The 19,500-nt window shown below is 45.3% G+C and carries 21 protein-coding genes and 3 tRNA genes; 3 read left to right on the top strand and 21 right to left on the bottom strand.

The window, feature by feature from the left end:
• The 9 genes from AACQ75_RS08020 to fkpA form a co-directional block, all read right to left on the bottom strand.
• The coding region (locus tag AACQ75_RS08020) for a GTP-binding protein (RefSeq protein ID WP_235800309.1) at nt 1-128 on the bottom strand (128 nt) is incomplete at its 3' end.
• Nucleotides 129-251: 123 nt separating this feature from the next.
• Nucleotides 252-2,348: an elongation factor G gene (gene fusA / locus AACQ75_RS08025; RefSeq protein ID WP_010318928.1), complete on the bottom strand. Its 2,097-nt coding sequence runs from the start codon at nt 2,346-2,348 to the stop codon at nt 252-254.
• Between the two features lie 75 nt (nt 2,349-2,423).
• Complete coding sequence (gene rpsG, locus AACQ75_RS08030) at nt 2,424-2,894, bottom strand: 30S ribosomal protein S7 (protein WP_013857921.1); 471 nt, start codon at nt 2,892-2,894, stop codon at nt 2,424-2,426.
• Nucleotides 2,895-2,990: 96 nt separating this feature from the next.
• Nucleotides 2,991-3,365, bottom strand: coding sequence for a 30S ribosomal protein S12 (gene rpsL, locus AACQ75_RS08035; protein WP_010318930.1), 375 nt, complete (start codon nt 3,363-3,365; stop codon nt 2,991-2,993).
• 182 nt (nt 3,366-3,547) lie between these two features.
• The gene (gene tusB / locus AACQ75_RS08040) at nt 3,548-3,823 is read right to left on the bottom strand and encodes a sulfurtransferase complex subunit TusB (protein WP_017048284.1); all 276 of its coding nucleotides are present in this window, start codon (nt 3,821-3,823) and stop codon (nt 3,548-3,550) included.
• A 9-nt stretch (nt 3,824-3,832) separates the two neighbouring features.
• A complete protein-coding gene (tusC, locus tag AACQ75_RS08045) occupies nt 3,833-4,189 on the bottom strand; it encodes a sulfurtransferase complex subunit TusC (RefSeq protein ID WP_013857923.1) in 357 nt (118 codons plus the stop codon).
• On the bottom strand, nt 4,186-4,590 hold the full coding sequence (gene tusD, locus AACQ75_RS08050) for a sulfurtransferase complex subunit TusD (protein ID WP_170889818.1): 405 nt from the start codon (nt 4,588-4,590) through the stop codon (nt 4,186-4,188). The genes tusC and tusD overlap by 4 nt, the downstream gene beginning before the upstream one ends.
• On the bottom strand, nt 4,584-5,303 hold the full coding sequence (locus tag AACQ75_RS08055; RefSeq protein ID WP_013857924.1) for a helix-turn-helix transcriptional regulator: 720 nt from the start codon (nt 5,301-5,303) through the stop codon (nt 4,584-4,586). Before AACQ75_RS08055 ends, tusD begins: the two co-directional genes overlap by 7 nt.
• Nucleotides 5,304-5,488: 185 nt before the next feature.
• A complete protein-coding gene (fkpA, locus tag AACQ75_RS08060; RefSeq protein ID WP_010318935.1) occupies nt 5,489-6,277 on the bottom strand; it encodes an FKBP-type peptidyl-prolyl cis-trans isomerase in 789 nt (262 codons plus the stop codon).
• A 139-nt stretch (nt 6,278-6,416) separates the two neighbouring features.
• Here fkpA and AACQ75_RS08065 point away from each other — a divergent pair, with 139 nt between their 5' ends.
• Both AACQ75_RS08065 and AACQ75_RS08070 read left to right on the top strand, forming a co-directional pair.
• Nucleotides 6,417-7,397: a WD40 repeat domain-containing protein gene (locus AACQ75_RS08065; RefSeq protein ID WP_026027456.1), complete on the top strand. Its 981-nt coding sequence runs from the start codon at nt 6,417-6,419 to the stop codon at nt 7,395-7,397.
• 2 nt (nt 7,398-7,399) lie between these two features.
• Nucleotides 7,400-7,627, top strand: a complete 228-nt coding sequence (locus AACQ75_RS08070) for a SlyX family protein (RefSeq protein ID WP_010318937.1) — start codon at nt 7,400-7,402, stop codon at nt 7,625-7,627.
• A gap of 50 nt (nt 7,628-7,677) precedes the next feature.
• Here the strand turns inward: AACQ75_RS08070 and AACQ75_RS08075 are convergent, their stop codons facing one another.
• The 9 genes from AACQ75_RS08075 to tsaE form a co-directional block, all read right to left on the bottom strand.
• Nucleotides 7,678-7,866, bottom strand: a complete 189-nt coding sequence (locus tag AACQ75_RS08075; protein ID WP_017045795.1) for a DUF2065 domain-containing protein — start codon at nt 7,864-7,866, stop codon at nt 7,678-7,680.
• 70 nt (nt 7,867-7,936) lie between these two features.
• On the bottom strand, nt 7,937-8,917 hold the full coding sequence (gene hflC / locus AACQ75_RS08080; protein WP_013857929.1) for a protease modulator HflC: 981 nt from the start codon (nt 8,915-8,917) through the stop codon (nt 7,937-7,939).
• A 2-nt stretch (nt 8,918-8,919) separates the two neighbouring features.
• Complete coding sequence (gene hflK / locus AACQ75_RS08085; protein ID WP_013857930.1) at nt 8,920-10,113, bottom strand: FtsH protease activity modulator HflK; 1,194 nt, start codon at nt 10,111-10,113, stop codon at nt 8,920-8,922.
• A gap of 45 nt (nt 10,114-10,158) precedes the next feature.
• Entirely contained in the window at nt 10,159-11,448 is a 1,290-nt protein-coding gene (hflX, locus tag AACQ75_RS08090; RefSeq protein ID WP_010318941.1) for a ribosome rescue GTPase HflX, read from the bottom strand.
• A 41-nt stretch (nt 11,449-11,489) separates the two neighbouring features.
• Nucleotides 11,490-11,756 (bottom strand): RNA chaperone Hfq, encoded by a 267-nt coding sequence (gene hfq, locus AACQ75_RS08095; protein WP_013857931.1) that lies wholly within the window; start codon nt 11,754-11,756, stop codon nt 11,490-11,492.
• Between the two features lie 181 nt (nt 11,757-11,937).
• Nucleotides 11,938-12,885 carry a tRNA (adenosine(37)-N6)-dimethylallyltransferase MiaA gene (gene miaA, locus AACQ75_RS08100; RefSeq protein WP_026028407.1) on the bottom strand — a complete coding sequence of 316 codons (948 nt, stop codon included), beginning with the start codon at nt 12,883-12,885 and terminating at the stop codon, nt 11,938-11,940.
• A 15-nt stretch (nt 12,886-12,900) separates the two neighbouring features.
• A complete protein-coding gene (gene mutL, locus AACQ75_RS08105) occupies nt 12,901-14,883 on the bottom strand; it encodes a DNA mismatch repair endonuclease MutL (protein WP_170889819.1) in 1,983 nt (660 codons plus the stop codon).
• Nucleotides 14,884-14,885: 2 nt separating this feature from the next.
• A complete protein-coding gene (locus AACQ75_RS08110) occupies nt 14,886-16,607 on the bottom strand; it encodes an N-acetylmuramoyl-L-alanine amidase (protein ID WP_017043316.1) in 1,722 nt (573 codons plus the stop codon).
• The gene (gene tsaE, locus AACQ75_RS08115) at nt 16,601-17,065 is read right to left on the bottom strand and encodes a tRNA (adenosine(37)-N6)-threonylcarbamoyltransferase complex ATPase subunit type 1 TsaE (RefSeq protein ID WP_010318946.1); all 465 of its coding nucleotides are present in this window, start codon (nt 17,063-17,065) and stop codon (nt 16,601-16,603) included. Before tsaE ends, AACQ75_RS08110 begins: the two co-directional genes overlap by 7 nt.
• A 220-nt stretch (nt 17,066-17,285) precedes the next feature.
• On the opposite strand from tsaE, the gene queG reads away from it, so the two are divergent.
• Entirely contained in the window at nt 17,286-18,416 is a 1,131-nt protein-coding gene (gene queG / locus AACQ75_RS08120; protein ID WP_170889820.1) for a tRNA epoxyqueuosine(34) reductase QueG, read from the top strand.
• A 559-nt stretch (nt 18,417-18,975) separates the two neighbouring features.
• Here queG and AACQ75_RS08125 read toward each other — a convergent pair.
• The 3 genes from AACQ75_RS08125 to AACQ75_RS08135 all read right to left on the bottom strand — a co-directional run bounded on the left by AACQ75_RS08125 (nt 18,976) and on the right by AACQ75_RS08135 (nt 19,477).
• Nucleotides 18,976-19,042, bottom strand: a tRNA-Gly gene (locus AACQ75_RS08125).
• Nucleotides 19,043-19,075: 33 nt separating this feature from the next.
• A tRNA-Met gene (locus AACQ75_RS08130) sits at nt 19,076-19,152 on the bottom strand.
• Nucleotides 19,153-19,401: 249 nt separating this feature from the next.
• A tRNA-Gly gene (locus AACQ75_RS08135) sits at nt 19,402-19,477 on the bottom strand.
• Nucleotides 19,478-19,500 lie beyond the last annotated feature (23 nt).

Here is a 19,500-nt window from a genome sequence, read left to right on the forward strand (position 1 = left end):
TCACCACCGTACACTTTTGCAAGTGTAGTACAGATAGCAGCAGTTAGAGTTGTTTTACCGTGGTCAACGTGGCCGATAGTACCAACGTTTACGTGCGGTTTCGTACGTTCAAATTTTGCTTTAGACACGATCGTGTTCCTTCCTAGTTATGATTCGTCTTGAGTCACATATAGCTCAAGACGCGCCAGAAATTGCTATTTTATGCGCCAACTCTCATCAGCGCAATAGATTCGTTATTAAACAAATAACAGTTAACCACGTTCTGCAATGATTGCTTCTGCAACATTTTTTGGCACATCAGCGTACTCTGCAAACTCCATGGAGTAAGAGGCGCGACCCTGAGTGGCAGATCGTAAGTCTGTTGCATAACCAAACATTTCCGATAGAGGGACTCTAGCATGGATAATCTTAAGGCCTGCATGGCCTTCATCCATACCTTCAATCATGCCGCGACGACGGTTTAAGTCACCCACAACATCACCCATCCAATCTTCTGGAGTAGTTACTTCAACTTTCATCATTGGTTCAAGAAGAACAGGCTGCGCTTCTAAAGCACCTTTCTTGAACGCCATCGAACCAGCAATCTTAAACGCCATCTCGCTTGAGTCGACATCATGATATGAACCATCGAATAATGTCGCTTTCACATCCAGAATCGGATAACCAGCTAACACACCGTTGTTCATTTGCTCTTCGATACCTTTCGCAACCGAGCTGATGTATTCCTTAGGAATCACACCACCAACGATTTCGTCGACAAAGACAAAGCCTTCACCGAGTTCCGCAGGTTCAATCTTAAGCCAAACGTGACCATATTGACCACGACCACCAGATTGACGAACGAACTTGCCTTCTACTTCCGCTTTTCCACGGATAGTTTCGCGGTAAGCCACTTGTGGTTTACCAACGTTACAGTCCACACTGAACTCACGCTTCATGCGATCAACAATGATGTCTAGGTGAAGCTCACCCATACCAGAGATCAACGTTTGACCTGTTTCCTTATCGGTTTCGACACGGAAAGATGGGTCTTCTGCCGCCAGTTTACCTAGCGCAATACCCATTTTTTCTTGGTCAGCTTTAGAGCGAGGCTCTACCGCAATTTGAATCACTGGCTCAGGGAATTCCATGCGCTCAAGAACCACTTTGTGGTCTGGGTTACACAGCGTATCGCCTGTCGTGACATCTTTTAAGCCGATCGCAGCCGCAATATCGCCAGCACGAACTTCTTTAATCTCTTCACGTTTGTTGGCATGCATCTGTACGATACGACCAAAACGTTCTTTTTTCTGTTTCACTGAGTTGTAAACGGCATCGCCAGAGTTCACCACACCAGAGTAAACACGCATGAAAGTCAATGTCCCAACAAATGGGTCAGTGGCAATCTTAAATGCAAGTGCCGAGAAAGGTTCGTTGTCGTCAGCGTGACGTTCTACTTCGTTCTCGTTTTCATCCACGCCTTTAATGGCTGGTACATCTACCGGTGAAGGCAAATATTCAACAACCGCATCCAATACCGCTTGTACGCCTTTATTTTTAAAGGCACTACCACAAGTGGCCAATACGATTTCATTGTTAATGGTACGAGTCCGTAGCGCTTGTTTGATTTCCGCTTCTGTCAGCTCGCCGTCTTCAAGATACTTTTCCATTAACTCTTCACTAGCTTCCGCTGCCGCTTCAACTAGGTTGTTGTGCCATTCTTCGGCCAACTCAAGCATATCTTCTGGAATGTCTTCGTAAGTAAACGTCATGCCTTGATCGGCTTCATTCCAGTTGATGGCTTTCATCTTGATAAGGTCGATGACACCTTTGAACTCTTCTTCCGCACCAATATTTAATTGAATAGGAACAGGAGTCGCACCAAGACGATGTTTAATTTGGTTTACAACGCGTAAAAAGTCTGCGCCAGCACGGTCCATTTTATTAACGAATACCATGCGAGGAACACCGTATTTGTCAGCTTGACGCCATACAGTTTCAGACTGGGGTTCAACACCAGATGAGCCACAGAATACAACCACTGCACCATCAAGCACACGAAGTGAACGCTCTACTTCAATTGTAAAGTCAACGTGTCCTGGGGTATCAATGATGTTTACGCGATGATCTTGGAACTGTGCTTCCATACCACGCCAGAAGGTTGTCGTAGCAGCAGAAGTGATAGTGATACCACGTTCTTGCTCCTGCTCCATCCAGTCCATGGTTGCAGCACCATCGTGAACTTCGCCGATTTTGTGAGAAAGGCCAGTGTAGAACAGAATACGCTCAGTAGTGGTTGTTTTACCTGCATCTACGTGAGCACAGATACCGATGTTGCGGTAGCGCTCAATAGGAGTTTTCCGAGCCACGATTGTATCCTCTTACTAAGGTAATCCTTAGAGTATGAAAATGTGCTGCGAGAGAACCTCGCAGCACAGAAGGTATTACCAGCGGTAATGAGCGAATGCTTTGTTCGCTTCTGCCATACGGTGAACGTCTTCACGTTTCTTAACAGCAGTACCTTTATTTTCTGACGCGTCTAGCATTTCAGCAGCTAGGCGAGCAGCCATAGATTTTTCACCACGCTTACGCGCAGCATCAACTACCCAACGCATAGCAAGTGCGTTACGGCGAACCGGACGTACTTCTACTGGCACTTGGTAAGTTGAACCACCCACGCGGCGAGATTTAACTTCGACCGCTGGACGTACGTTTTCAAGAGCTTCTTCAAATACAGCTAAGTGACCTTTGCCAGATTTCTCAGCCATAGTGTCTAGTGCAGTGTAAACAATTTTCTCTGCAGTAGATTTTTTACCGTCAACCATAAGAATGTTAACGAATTTTGCCAGCAGTTCAGACTTGAACTTTGGATCTGGAAGGATCTTACGCTGACCAATAACGCGACGACGTGGCATGGATATTCTCCGTTGTCTTTTTCAGGTTATCCAAAACTTTTCAGTTTCTTCAAAAATTAAATAATTTAGTGTTTGGCCTTACTTAACGGAAATCCATTAAGATTTAGGACGTTTCACACCGTATTTAGAACGAGCTTGTTTACGGTCGTTTACGCCTGCACAGTCAAGTGCACCACGGATTGTGTGGTAACGCACACCTGGAAGGTCTTTTACACGACCGCCACGGATAAGAACAACTGAGTGCTCTTGAAGGTTGTGACCTTCACCGCCGATGTACGAAGTCACTTCGAAGCCGTTCGTTAGACGAACACGACATACTTTACGAAGTGCTGAGTTAGGTTTTTTAGGTGTAGTAGTGTAAACACGTGTACATACACCACGTTTTTGTGGGCACGCTTCTAGTGCTGGCACGTTGCTTTTAACAACTTGCTTTACACGAGGATTGCGGACCAACTGGTTAATAGTTGCCATTAACTAGCTCCTGAATTTACTTAAAGTAAGCTTTGTGAAAAATCTAGTCCCTAGTGCACTTAGTACAAATAGGGACGCAAAATTCTATGCAGCAGTGAGAGGTGTGTCAAGAAATATACAGATCTTTTTTAACCACCATAAGTAAAGGGTGGGTAATAGAGGGGTAATAGTGATAAGAAAATCTACCAAGTGATTGATTTTTCATAGTTAGTAGTAAGTTCAACCAAACCAGAGAAATCCACTTTGGTAATTTGTACTGAGCAGAGATCCTGCACCCCACGCGCGCAGAGATCCTCAAGTAAGACATAAACCCTGTTCAGATCGTTGAGTAGTAAAAAAGAGCCCGCACTAGGGTTACTCATATAAACCGCTTCTTCAACCAAGATAATACTATCCTCAGCCAAACAATAACGCTGCGCTAAGGCCAGTTTTGCCGTGTCTTTTACAATATGCAGCATAGGTACACCTTAGAAAGTTAGTACTTGATCGCACTCGTGAAGTAACTGAGCGATTTGCTGAGGCGATTTTTTTTCAACATCAATTACCCACTGAGCTGATGCTAACCCCAACTCTTCAACGCTTTGCTCACACAGATAAAGGTGTTCAATATCGTATAACTCAAGCAATTTAAACGCACTGATGTAATCACGGCTAAGCAGTTGTTGCGGTGATTGGTTGGCGACGATTTGCGTCACCCCAAGCCCAACAAAAAAGAGCGAGATCGCATCACAATAGGCAGAGGCTGCCAGTACAGCATCCAGCCCTTCTCTTCCAGCCGAACTAGAATGAGGCGAAGAATGAAAAACAAAACCGATTTTTTTCAAAACTGTACCACTCGATCTTGAGTTAATAACGCTTCAGCTAAGCTTCCTAACCCAGTTTGTGCAAAACCTTGTGCCAAATTATCTGCAGTGAGCTGGTGTTGCTGAGCTTCATTTTCACTGATAATGCCACGACGTAACGCTGCAGCAACACAGGTTTCTAAGCGTACATGGTGTTCAGTAGCTAGCCTCTGCCATGCTTTCACAAGATCAAACTCATCGTTCGCAGGCGCGGTGATCGCAGAGCCATTGAAAACACCATCTTGATAAAAAAATACTTGCTTGAGTGAATGCCCTTTTTCTAGCAATGCACAGGCAAACAGATAAGCACTACGCGCTGCCTGTGTGCCATACACTGAGCCATTGACCAATAATGTGTAACTCAATACTGGCTCCACTAACATTCATCTCCGGTCTTGCGTTGGCGAATGTAGAGATAGACAGTATGTTTAGAGATATTGAGCCGATCAGCTACGCGGTTAATCGCATCTTTGATGTCAAAAATGCCTTTGTCGTACAGCTCCATCACAATCTGACGGTTCTTGGTATTGTTAGACACTGATTTATCGGCGTTGATCTCTTCGATGGTACGCTCTACCGTCTGATCCACCAGCTCTTCTACATCACTGGCAAAGTTAACCGATGAGGCGGCTTCCTGAGCTTCCTGAGTCGGCATGAATGATTGCAGAACTTGTGAGAACGGAGCATCTAAATTGACGTTGATACAAAGTAAGCCAATAACTCGGTTATCACCATTACGAATCGCGACCGTAATCGATTTCATCAACACACCACCCTTGGCGCGAGAGAAATACGATCGTGAGAAGTTACGCTCCGATCCTTCAATATCTTTCAGCATACGCAGTGCAAGATCGGTGATCGGGGAACCCACTTGACGTCCCGTGTTTTCACCATTGGCAATTTTAATCGCCGAGGTATTGAGATCTTCCAATGAGTGCAGAACGATCTCACAAAAAGGACCAATCAGGCTGGCGATACCGTCAACCACAGCTTCATAAGATCGAAGAATGATTTTATCGTGATCACTAAATGGCATCACGTGCACGGATTCCATTTCAAGCAACATATCCGCGTTTAAAGTTTCTGTCGTTGTCACTGTTATCTAGCCTTAGAGCGAAAAATCAACAAATTGACGTAAGTTTATCAGAAAATTTTAATCGAAAACTCTGTTAAGTCACTAACAAGTGATTTAGGACAACTAATTAGTGAGTCGTTAGAGACAGAAAAGGCCTGATTCATCAGGCCTTTGAGCTGGTTACAACGGTTCAACAATGGCTGATATTATTTAGCCGCATCGCTACCGTTATCAATTTTTAGCAACTCCACTTCAAACACAAGTGTTGAGTTTGCTGGAATAGTCGGTGTGTCTTGCTCACCGTAAGCCAGTTGCGGCGGGATAACAAACTTGTATTTTGCTCCCACTTGCATCAGTTGCACACCTTCTGTCCAACCAGGAATAACCCGATTGAGTGGGAATGTCGCTGGCTCACCACGATCATACGAGCTATCAAATTGAGTACCGTCAGCCAGTGTCCCTTTGTAATGCACTTGAACAGTATCGGTCTCTTTTGGTGACTCACCTTTTGCTGGCGTCAGTACTTGGTACAGTAAACCAGATTCAGTTTTCTTTACGCCATCTTGTTTTTCAAATTCAGCGCGGAATTCATCACCAGCTTTTTCAGCAGCAGCCGCTTTTTCAGCGGCTTTCGCTTGCATGGTTTCAGAAACGCGTTTATCTAGAGCTTCTAGCGCTGCGCGTGTCTCTTCTTCACTCAACTCAGCATTGCCCGCGAAGACATGTTCAATCCCTTTTAGAACCAGATCTTTATTCAGATTGATACCAATTTCGGCTGGTTTCTCAATGCTGGTGCTGAGGTAATTTGCAAAAGAGACGCCAATCGCGTAAGCCGCTTTGTCATCTTCTGTTTTAAAGTGAACCGTTTTTCCCGCTTCCGTTTGTACTTGTTCTGCTGCAGGTGCTGCTTCAGTTTTCGGGGCTTCATCTTTCTGGCAGCCAACTGCAAGCATGACGGTTGCCGCAAGCAGTGACACTTTAAACAATGATTTCATTTATTTCTCCAATTTGTAGGCAAACCTTTTGTTATTACGCACAAATTTCGGTGAAAAACTGGTGCGCTAAACAGAGTTGTACCAATATAGCGATATGTTGATAGATTGTCTTTACACTCAAAGCGGATAATTAGACTTGATGCGAATAATTTCTCATTCAATCCTAGGTTGCATTGTCATCTTGATGTTAAATGGCTGTTTTTTCTCTAACAGCGATGTACAACGTTGGGATATAGAACCAAACGGTTCGACCAGTTTCGGTTTAAGCCGCGATGGTCGTTTTGCGCTACTCTATTCCAAACAAAGACAACTCGTTCTATGGGATCTTGAACAAAACAAAACCTTAGCCGAATTGGGACCTCAAGACCCACAAGCCAATACCGTTTCTCATATTCGACTCTCCGATAATGGCCGTTTTGCCGTGACCGCTAGCCAAATTAACTTTGCCGTATGGGACTTAGGTTGGACACAAGCTCAAGGTTTGTGGTCCATCTCCGATGGGCTGATCCGAGACATTGACATTGCCAATAACGGAAAACAAGTTCTACTCGGTTTATCCAATGGTAAAGCGATTTACGTCGATTTAGTCACTGGACGTCGACTAGAGTTCCTTGCTCATCGAGAAAAAGTGAATTCTGTCGCCCTATCGCCCAATGGCCGCTTTGCTCTGACGGGAGGTAATGATTATTTTGCCTACCTTTGGGATACGCAAAGTGGGCAAATTTTACGATCGTTTGAACATGAGCAGCGGGTGAATCGAGTAGCGCTGCAGCGAGAGGGAAAATTAGCCTTTACCTCCGATGGTGGTAATCAATCCATTATTTGGGATCTCTCCTCGGGTAAGGAACAGGCGAAATTGCGCAGTTTTTCACGACAATTGATTTTCTCTACGGCGCGTTTTTCCGATGATGGCAGGTTGCTTGTGACAGGGAATCCTTCAAGCCAAGTCGCGGTTTGGGATACTCAAAGTGGTAAAAAACAGCAAGGATTCGAAGTAGAACCGCTAAAAGATGCTCGCCCACCCACTGCGGTGGTGTATGATGCGGCCTTTGATCATCAGCAACGAATTATTACCGGAAGCTCTGCAGGTATTGCTCAAGCTTGGAAACTCGACGATTAGTTATGAACGATAAGTATATTCAGCAATTAGAACAGCGTGTTAGTGACTTGGAATGCCAACTTGCTTTCCAAGAACAAACCATTGATGAACTCAATCAAGCATTATCAACACAGCAGCTCATGCTAACGAAAATGCAAGACCAAATGAAATATGTGGCTGGTAAAGTCAAAAATATGGATGCCTCACATTTAGCGGATCCATCAGAAGAGACTCCACCACCTCACTATTGATAGTGATGATACTGATAATAATAAATCGGTTACCGCGCTATTGTGCATCACTATCGTGCGAAGTAGTACGCAATGATGCCCCCAGCAACGACGAGACAACCACCGATGCGGCGCAGTTGATGATCGGGCTGCTGGCTGAGATCCGCCACCATCTTTCTCCAGCCATTAGGGGCGATTAACGGTCCAATACCTTCTGCAATTAACACCAGCCCCACAGCAAGCCAGATTGAATTCGACATAGTGCCTTCTCTCTTAAAGCCATAAACGACAAAGGCTCCCTGAAGGAGCCTTTGAATAAACAACGGTCAATTATTTCGTTGTCAAACCTTTGGTGTTATTCATGTACTTGAAGAAATCACTCTTAGGATCAAGCACCAAGATATCACTCTTCTCGCTAAATGATTTCTCATAGGCTTTCAGCGAACGTAAGAACCCGTAAAACTCAGGATCTTTACTGTACACATCTGAGTAAATCTTCGCTGCTTTAGCATCAGCATCACCGCGAGTTACGCGAGCCGTTTTATCCGCTTCCGCTAATATAGTCGCAACTTCAAGTTCAGCTTGAGCACGAATGACTTCGGCTTTTTCACGACCTTGAGAGCGGTGTTTACGAGCTACTGACTCACGCTCAGCACGCATACGACGGTAGATCGATTCACTGATTTCATCTGGAAGGTTAATTTTCTTAATACGGAAATCAACCACTCTCACGCCTAAATCTTTCAGTGCGCCTTTACGTGTATCTTCCAACACATTTTCCATTACTTGGTCACGTTGACCATCGATTTCCAATGCTTGTTTCGCAGCCTCAGTCGTGACGACTTCATCATCAGCACTTTCCGGCAAGACATCTTTATTACGTGGGCCTGAAACAATTTGTTTGATTTCACGAGAACCGATTTCAGAACGAAGAATGTCTGTCACTTTACGCTCTAACAGTGCTTGTGCCGTCAATGCATTGCCACCACCCGTTGCCAAGTAGTATTGACCAAAGTCTTCAATGCGCCATTTGACATAGGTATCGATGATCACATCTTTTTTCTCTGAAGTCACGAAACGGTCAGAGCGGCCATCCATTGTTTGGATGCGCGCATCTAACGTTCTTACTCGATCAAACAGTGGCATTTTAAAATGCAAACCCGGTTCGTAGATTCGAGCAATTTCATTGTTATCTTTCAGAATACGACCGAAACGGACAACAATACCGCGCTCACCTTCAGGAATCACAAACAGCGACATCAACATCAATACCAGTGCAATCACTAATACTGGGATCATTAACTTACGCATTACTAGTATCTCCCTTGACGTGTATTGCTAGAGCGAGACGGTGTATTACCTGTATCACTGCTGGTTGGTGAATCAAGCTCTATCTGATCATAGGTTGATGATGATTTATCTTGACGTTTGGTGTCATTCTTACTGTCTTGGCCTGTAATTCGATCCAACGGTAGATAAAGCATATTGCCACTGGATTCTGAATCAATTAGCACTTTAGATGTGTTTGAATACACCTCTTCCATAGTATCTAGGTAGAGACGATTACGTGTCACATCTGGCGCGGCTTGATACTCAGGGAGCAGTTTTTCAAACTGTGCCACTTGACCCAATGCTTCGTTAATCGTGCGTTCTGTATAACCTTGCGCTTCTTTCTTCAAACGTTCTGCTCGGCCTGTTGCTTTAGGCAGGATTTCGTTCTTATACGCTTCAGATTCACGAATGAAACGCTCTTCATCTTCTCGCGCCGCAATCGCATCATCGAACGCATCTTTCACTTGCTCTGGCGGACGAGCCGACTGGAAGTTGACATCGACAATCATTAAGCCCATATCATAGCTATCAATGATTTGATTCAAGGTCGTTTGGGTACTTTGACGAATTTGCTGACGGCCACTGGTTAAGATACTGTCCATCAAAGAATCACCAACCACGGCACGTAATGCTGAATCAGTTGCTTGGCGTAAGCTATCGTCAGCATTAGTCACACGATACAAGTACTTGTATGGATCAGACACGCGATATTGTACATCCATGCCAACAGTGACCACGTTTTCATCTTTGGTTAGCATCAAACCCGATGCACGTAGTGAGCGAATCGCTTGTACGTTAACGGCCGTCACCTCATCAACAAAGCGAGGACGCCAGTTCAAACCTGGATCAACGATGCGATCATACTTACCTAAACGCAGCACGACGCCACGCTCAGCTTCACCAATCGTATAGAAACCAGAAAAGAACCACACCGCAACTGCGATTGCAGCAATGACTCCAAAGCCAATTGCGCTACCACCAGAGAATGAAGGGCCTTTACCGCCTTTCTTACCAAATCGTCCGCCCAGTTTCTGGCTCAGTTTATTGAAAACCTCATCCAAATCTGGCGGTCCTTGATCACGGCCACCTTTATTTTTGTCACCACGATTATTACCCCAAGGGTCATTATCGCGGCCATTGTTGCCGTTGTTATTACCGGGCTCATTCCACGCCATTAGAAAGCTCCATCATTTGATATGACGTTATACTGTAGCAGTCCTTTAAGTAACTATAAAGTCACGCAAAACTGCTTCTTCTCTTTTTTCTAGTCTAAACCAATCAACTTGCTGCATACGAATGTTAATCAACAAATTACCATCTGGATCATATTCTTCTTGTTGAATACATTTCATTTGTGAAAATGCACTACGAATGCGACCTTGGTGCAGTGGTGGAATACACAATTGATATTGAATGACTTGACTCGCTAATCGCTCTGTCAATGCTTCGAAAAGCAGATCAATACCCTGTCCATCCATGGCTGATAACCACACGGTTCTCGGTATTCCCTCATCATCTTTTTCGATGCGAGGTTGTTGGCCTTCTAGATTATCGATCTTGTTCATGACGACAAGCGTTGGCACCTCATGGGCGTCAATCTCTTCTAATACATCATGGACGGCTTTGATATTCTCACGAAAACGCTCATCACTGGCATCAACAACATGTAACAAAATGTCAGCTTCTTGAGTTTCTTGTAACGTGGCTTTAAATGCTGCAACTAAATCGTGCGGCAGATGACGAATAAATCCTACGGTGTCAGCGAGAACGGCAGTACCAACGTCCGCCAATTCGATTTTCCGCAAGGTAGGATCTAGGGTAGCAAACAGTTGATCGGCTGCATAAACCCCAGCTTCAGTAATGCGATTAAATAACGTTGATTTCCCCGCATTGGTATAACCCACTAGCGATATGGTGGGAATCTCAGCTCGATTTCGAGCTCGGCGTCCTTGTTCTCGCTGCTTAGCGACTTTCTCTAAGCGGCGTAATATCGCTTTAATACGTTCACGCAATAAACGTCTGTCGGTTTCTAGCTGCGTTTCACCAGGTCCACGTAAGCCTATACCGCCTTTTTGTCGCTCAAGGTGCGTCCAACCACGAATTAATCGCGTAGAGATGTGGCGTAATTGTGCCAGCTCTACTTGCAACTTCCCTTCATGGGTTCGTGCTCGTTGGGCAAAAATATCGAGGATGAGGCCAGTACGGTCAATCACTCGACATTGGCATAGTTGTTCAAGATTACGTTCTTGGGCAGGAGAAAGGGCGTGGTTGAAGATCACCACATCCGCTTCAACAAGTTGAACCGCATGCGCTATCTCTTGGGCTTTGCCCTCACCGACATAATATTTAGGGTGTGGAGTTTGACGGCTGCCAGTAATAATTTGCAGTGTCGACACTCCAGCAGAAGAAACCAGCATTTCACACTCGCTGAGATCATCCCACTCACCCTTTTGCGTGAAGTTGATATGAACAAGTACCGCTCGCTCACCGGCTTCGTAACGGTCAAACAAGCAACCAACTCCTTTGTAAGTAAATAATACTAATCAGAGAATTACTCTTCTGATTTGTCTGATGGACGATCAGACCCAGTGCGTGGCTCAGCAGTGTGGTGGCTCACTGCACGTGCAGGAACAACCGTTGAAATCGCATGCTTATACACCATTTGATTGACTGTGTTTTTCAGTAAGATCACAAATTGATCAAAGGATTCAATCTGACCTTGAAGCTTAATTCCGTTCACAAGGTAGATGGATACTGGAATGCGCTCACGACGTAGTGCATTTAAGAATGGGTCTTGTAGAGATTGCCCCTTAGCCATTTTATTTTCCTTATTTGTATTTTGTTGTAGTTATTTAGCTAGTGGTGCACTGCATTATTGGTGCGGCCTTTGCATCTGAGCTAAATGAATAAAAACCCCGTTGCTACTTGTTATGACGGCGATAATGCCAAATATCAAGTAACGGATCCTTTACAGGGTACATCACGCAAAAGCGATCACATTATACACAGCTAACTCCATCAGATGCTATGGCATTTGAGAGAGTTTCTACTGCATGATCAATGTTTTCGCTATCTAACCAAGTTAAATCATCCCAGCTGCGTAACCAGGTGATCTGACGCTTGGCCAATTGACGGGTTGCACAGATTCCACGATATACCGCTTCCTCTAACGTACAATTCCCATCCAAATAGTCCCACATCTGTCGATAACCAACACAGCGAATCGATGGCAAATCCGGATGAAGATCGTTTCGAGCATAAAGTGCTTTCATTTCTTCTTCAAATCCAGCTTCGATCATCTTTTCAAACCTGAGTTCGATTCGACGGTGGAGCTCAGCCCTTTCCTTGGGAGCTATAGCAAACTGTTTAACTCGAAATGGCAGGCTTTCACCTTTCGTTTGAGTTAACTCTGTAAGAGTTTTACCTGAAATTCGGTAAACTTCCAATGCTCGTGACAATCTTTGTGGATCATTGGGATGAATTCTTGCCGCCGAAACCGGATCAATCGTTTGTAATTGATCGTGTAACTGACCCCAACCATGCTCCAAAGCCTCTTGCTCAATTTGTTGCCGTATCTCAGGGTTAGCCGCAGGAAGTGGCGAAAGCCCTTCTAGTAGAGCCTTGTAATACAACATAGTTCCCCCAACGAGCAGAGGAATTTTACCTTGCGCGGTAATATCATGCATTGCAAGTAATGCATCGCGACGAAAATCCGCCGCCGAATAGGCTTCACTTGGATCCAAAATATCGATCAGACGATGGGGAGCGAGTGCCAGTTCATGCGCATTAGGTTTGGCGGTGCCAATATCCATGCCTTTGTAGATCAGCGCCGAGTCGACACTGATGATTTCCACTGGGTATTTTTGGCGTAAACGAATCGCCAAATCTGTTTTACCTGATGCGGTCGGGCCCATTAAAAACAGAGCCAATGGTTGTGTTTGATTCATCATTCTTTTAATTCGTTATGCCAACAAGGCCGCTATGGTGGTAGAAAAATCAACGGGACGGATAAAACTCGCATCATGAAGAGGAAGTTGCCCTTGCCAAAGCTGTTCAAGTTCCGAAATCATTTGGATGGCTTCAGACAAAGTGTAGTCACTTTTCACCACAGTGATGTGTTCAGCCAGCCAATCGGCAACAAGATCCACCGTAATAGGTTCATCATCAGCCGTAAAATTAGCGGACACGTAAGATAGCAGATCTGGGATTAAGTTTTGCAGGTTTTGTTGCCTCAACGGTTGAGGTACGCCCATCACCATGATGCTTGAACCATGACGTTCTTTAAGCTCAATCCCTAGCGTATTCAACATCGGCTGGCAATGCGCTAACGCTTGATGTTCTTGTGCTGAGAGCTTTATGGAGAGCGGCACGAGTAAGGGTTGGCTTTTCAAGCCGCCTTGTTCGGTATGCAACTGGCCGCGAGTTTTCAGCCATGCTCCTTTGATAAGAGAAAGCAATACGACGCCCTGTTTGGACCCCATTAACAGGTACTGCCCTTTGATTACCGCAATAGCTTTACCCAACTGTTCGAGCTGCAGCATTTCACCTTGATCTTGATGTGCGATAGGAGAAAGTTCGACTGCTGAAGCTGGCGGTTGAGTTGCCATCAGCTCTTGATAGAGCTTCACTTCCCCGCTCAAAGGTGAGCCCGTTGGCTGGCGCTCAGCTTTCGCCCGAGAAGAAGATGGAGAGCCGTTTTGCTGCCAATGGCTACGCTTTGGCGTTTCAGCTATGCCGTGCGCGGTTGTACTTTCTCGCTCAGCTTTTCGTGGATAAGCGGGAGTGTTGTCAATCGCTTGCCACACTTGCTCTGGAACGGTGTTATGCCCCTCAGTTTCTTGGCACACACTATCAATTGCAGTGTCATTCTCAATGCGATCCACAGTCTCCGCATCGGGCTGATGAAAAGCCGATGGTTTGAGCTGCGGCTTTTCAATGTGTTTGCTTTCAGCCAGTGCACTACTGAGTGCTTGATAGATAAAATCATGCACTAATCGCGCTTGATGGAAACGCACCTCATGTTTCGCGGGATGGACATTCACATCCACTTGATGGGGATCGAGCTCAATGAAGAGTACATAAGTGGCGAACTGATCGCCTCTCAGGCTGGTTTCATAACTTTGCCGGATAGCATGATTAATCAGCTTGTCACGCATCATCCGCCCATTAACATAGCAGTATTGCAAATCACTCTGCTGGCGCGCGCCTTCTGGAGTCGTTATCCAACCATGCAAGCGAAGCCCTTGATGTTCCAACTCAATGTTCAGCATATGGCGAACAAAAGCGTTGCCACACACAGCCGCGATTCTTTTTTCCTCTTGAGCGGCCGTTTTAGCCGCTCGATATTGACGTACCATCTTGCCGTTATGGCGCACATTGATGGTGACATCAAACCGGCTCAAAGCAATGCGTTTTAGTAGCTCATCAATGTGAGTAAATTCTGTTTTCTCTGTGCGTAAAAATTTGCGCCGAGCGGGCGTATTAAAGAACAGATCGAGCACTTCGACAGACGTTCCAATCGGGTGTGCGGTTGGCTGCAACTTAACCGCCATATCTCGACCTTCACTGTATGCTGCCCAAGCCTGTTCTTGCGTGGCTGGACGAGACGTCAATGTAAGCCGAGAGACTGAGCTAATACTCGCGAGCGCTTCTCCACGAAAACCTAAGCTGACGATCGCCTCTAAATCATCCAAGGTGTGAATTTTAGAAGTTGCATGGCGGCTTAAAGCGAGCGCCAATTCCTCTTTTACTATCCCTTGTCCGTTATCGCGCACACGAATAAGCTTCGCACCTCCCTTTTCGATATCGATATCGATACGAGAGGCGCCCGAATCCAAGCTATTCTCCACCAGCTCTTTAACGACAGAAGCCGGTCTTTCAACCACTTCACCTGCGGCAATTTGGTTAGCAAGACGTGCGGGTAGAATCTTAATCGTCATACTCATTACTACTTATTGGGAATGATCAACACTTGCCCTATGGCGAGCTGATCAGACCGAAGTTGGTTTACTTGGCGAATACTATTCAGACTCACTTGATATTGGCTGGCAATTTTGCTCAAAAACTCGCCTTTTTCAACTTTATGCTTACGCAGCGGCTTATCCTTCAAACTCACCGTTATCTTCAGTTTCTGCCCCAGCGTTAAGGTGTCTGAACGCAAGTTATTCTCGCGTTTAATCGCATCCACACTCACTTTATACGTGCTCGCTATCTTGCCCAAATACTCGCCAGATTTCACCACATGCGTAACAATTTCCGTTTCTACTGGGTTGCTGACCACAGGAACACGAATCGGAGCTGACGTGGCAGGAATCGTTAAGATTTGACCAATCGACAAATTGGCATTTTTTAGTTTGTTGGTTGCGATTAATGCTTGAGTCGAGGTGCCATATTTATTAGCGATAACCGAGAGTGATTCACCACGCTGCACTTTGTGCTTTTGCGTCTTACCACGATTAGCAAACAGAGTGCCCTCGGGTGGGTTTTCTTCAAAATACTTGACGATGGCGGTTGCCAATGCGCGAGCCAATTTATCTTGATGCGAGCGCTGAAATAGCAATTGTTCCTCGGTAGGGTTAGAAATAAAACCTGTTTCAACCAACACCGAAGGAATATCGGGCGACTTAAGTACCGCCAAACTTGCGTTGACTGGCTCTGCTTTATGTAAATGGGCTACTTTTCCCATTTCGCCTAGCAGATGAGTTGCCACCTTGTAACCCTCTTTTTGCGAGTGACTAAATTGCAAGTCCAGCAAGGTTTGGCTAACGTTTCGATCGCTATTGTTTTTTGCCAGCACTTCACCAGCCCCACCTAACAGTTCTGATTGCTGTTCGTGGTTCTCAACCCAGCGAGCTATTTCCGTATTCGCACGCTTGGTATTTAACACAAACACCGACCCCCCCCTGGGTTGCGGGGTATGAAACGCATCGGCGTGAATGGAGACAAGTAGGTGTGACTTATTACGGCGCGCAATTTCAGAACGTTTATTGAGATTGACAAAGTAATCGCCACTGCGTGTCATGACCGCCTTCATTCCTGGAACGGCGTTAATTTGATCTGCGATCTTCTTGGAGATACTTAAGGTGGCATTTTTTTCATATTTTTTGGTCGGGCCAATCGAGCCGGGATCTTCTCCGCCATGACCAGCATCAATAGCGACCACGATATCCTCGGTTCCTAATAACTGCGAAGCATCGCGGCTCACTTTAGTTTGGCTGGCCGGTTTTACTGTCGCCTTGTCGCTATCCAAATTGTGGGGTAAATCAACCACCAAACGATGCCCATACTGACCACCCGGCGTTGGTGCAAGTTTAAATGGCTGAGGGTTCACTTTGCGCTGTAACTCAAACACCAAGCGATACGTCCCTTTCTCCGGAGGCGAGCTATTACGAATTTGCTTGAGAACAGGGCTATCCGTGACTTTAAGCGGCAATTTTGTATTAAGCGTGGTGTTTTTTAAATCCACCACCAAACGCTCGGGGCTGCTTAAGGTGAAATAGCTATAATCCGCTTCAGTTTTGAGATCGATAACCACTCGAGTTTCATCTGGAGAGGGCCAAACGCGCACGCCTTCTAATGCATTCGCGTGCGTCGTTGAAGTAAATAAAGCACAGCCCCAAACCGCAAGCGATAGAGTTATCGTTCGTAACAAATGGATGATGTTCAACATAACTCCAACTGACTCAGCAATGAGGATCCATAGGGGCTGTTTGCACTCAGAAAAGCTTGCCTTTGTTCGCCATCGTAGCGTAGCTCAACATCAATATCTGCGGTTGGAAGTAGACCGCTGCCTTTTTCTGGCCACTCAACAAGGCAGATCGCATCCGGTGTGAAATAGTCACGAATACCCATAAATTCCAACTCTTCCGGATCGGCCAAGCGATAAAGATCAAAATGGTATACTTGCCAATCGGCTAGTTGATAAGGTTCAACTAAGGTATAAGTCGGGCTCTTGACGTTGCCAACATGGCCTAATGCGCGGATGAAGCCACGGCTGAAGGTTGTTTTTCCAGCACCGAGATCACCATGCAAATAAAGCGTGGTTTGCGCAGAGCATCGCTTAGCCAAAGCTGCGCCTAATTTTACCGTTTGCTGTTCGTCTTTTAAGGTAAAGATCTTAGTACTCATGAATTACCGCTCTCAAGTGTCGAAAATTGACTATATAAAAATCAAAAGAACTCGAATAGTAAACTGGGTTGGAATTGAGAGACAAGCTCTCTTCTGTAAGTAAAAGGAAAAAACTCGCTTTTTATGTCAGTTTAATCCACATCACAGACGATCATTTCCTAGATCCTCAATAAAGGATCCGTTAAGATCCTCGCCCCTTTTTGCAACGAGCTCATCGATAATGGACTACCAAGTACTGGCAGACAAAATTAAAATCTGGGCACGTGAACTTGGCTTCGAAAAGGTCGGGATCTGCGATATCGATCTCAGTGAGCACGAAGAGTCTTTGCAGAAATGGTTGGATGCTGGATTTCACGGTGAAATGGACTGGATGGCGCGCCATGGCATGATGCGAGCTAGGCCACATGAACTCCTTCCCGGCACCGTCCGTGTGATCAGCGCACGCATGAATTACTTACCCCCAGATGCTCGGTTTGCCAGTGATTTGAATAATCCCAATTACGCTTATATCAGCCGCTACGCTCTGGGGCGTGACTACCATAAACTGGTACGCAACCAGCTCAAAAAACTCGGCGAAAAGATTGAACAAGAAGTGGGGGCACTCGGTTATCGCCCTTTTGTGGACTCCGCCCCAATACTAGAGCGGCCTTTAGCACAAAAAGCTGGACTTGGTTGGACTGGCAAGCATTCGCTTATCCTTGATAAAGAGAGTGGTTCTTGGTTTTTTCTTGGTGAACTACTGATTGATTTGCCGCTGCCAGTCGATACACCAAGCAGTAATCAATGTGGCAAATGCACTGCCTGCATCACCTCATGCCCTACACAAGCCATCGTGGAAGACGGTGTTGTTGATGCTCGCCGATGCATCTCTTACCTCACCATAGAATATGATGGCGTAATTGCTGAAGAGTTTCGCAAGGCAATGGGTAACCGCATTTACGGCTGTGATGATTGCCAGTTGGTCTGCCCTTGGAATCGCTTTTCCGAGCTCACTCAACAAAGTGATTTTCATCGCCGTCAAGCACTGGATGAACCAGACTTAGTTGAACTGTTTGCTTGGGATGAGGCCACCTTCTTACGTTATATGGAAGGTTCGGCTATTCGCCGAATTGGCCACCAGCAATGGTTGCGTAATCTTTCCATCGCTTTAGGAAACGCGCCATATTCACAACGCATTATCGCAGCGCTAAACACGAGGTTAGGCTTGTCTGATTTATTAGACGAACATATACATTGGGCGCTAGTAGAACAAAAACGAAAATCATCGGAGCCAGCGAGTGCATGCTCTAGCAATAAGAAGCAGCAGCGCTTAATTCGAATTGTCGAGAAAGGGTTACCGCGTGATGCGTAAAAAATGAGGTAATTGCATAACTAATGAACACAGACTTTGATATGTATCTCAAAATGCCAATTTGTGGACAAAATTTTAAACACGACACTGTTTTCTATAATTAAGAAAAGTTAGCCACATCAGCAATTAATGACAAGGATCAAAGATCTTGATATTAATGATCATACAGTTAGTTGACCTAATGGTGACAAAATAACAAAAATCAATTTAAAAACAATTAGTTACACAGGAAGACAGCAAGATTAGAGAACAGAGCCGCATTAAAAGATCTTTCACTGACACTTACCAGCACTTCACTAAAAACACGTTATACACCAACTTATCCACAATTAATTTTTGTGGATAACTCTGTTAATGAATAAGAATAAATAGCGACGAAAAGCCAGATTCTACAGAGACTAACCTGTGTATTGAAATTCAGCACGTAAGTTATCAAGACGGCAATAAATCCGCTTAGAACTGCAGATTATTTTTATTTTAGGGAGTTATGCTTCACAGCATTAAAGAAAGAGCATAAACCAAATACTGGTTTGAGTTCAGAGAATACTCTGAAAGAAGCTGGAGCGACACATAACCGTTACCTCAACCTTGGCAAGGTTGCGCTCTACCAACTGAGCTAGTGTCGCAATGATTAATCGCATTCACGCTTAATCTGAATTTGGTTGCGGGGGCCGGATTTGAACCGACGACCTTCGGGTTATGAGCCCGACGAGCTACCAAGCTGCTCCACCCCGCGTCCGTATTGTGTCACCGTTAAGTACGATGAAAACTTACACTCTCTAACAAGAGAATTTGTAGCGACACACGAGGTTCACTTTCTTTAAACAAAGAGTCGTGACCTCAACCTTAACTAGGTTGTGCGGCGCTATTCTTTTCTTCGAAAAGAATTTGGAGCGACACACGAGGTTCACTTTCTTTAAATAAAAAGGCGTGACCTCAACCTTAGCTAGGTTGCGTGGCGCTATTCTTTTCTTCGAAAAGAATTTGGAGCGACACACGAGGTTCGAACTCGTGACCTCAACCTTGGCAAGGTTGCGCTCTACCAACTGAGCTAGTGTCGCAATGATTAATCGTATTTACGCTT

The organism is Vibrio sp. B1-2 (assembly GCF_963888445.1).
Classification (GTDB): domain Bacteria; phylum Pseudomonadota; class Gammaproteobacteria; order Enterobacterales; family Vibrionaceae; genus Vibrio; species Vibrio anguillarum.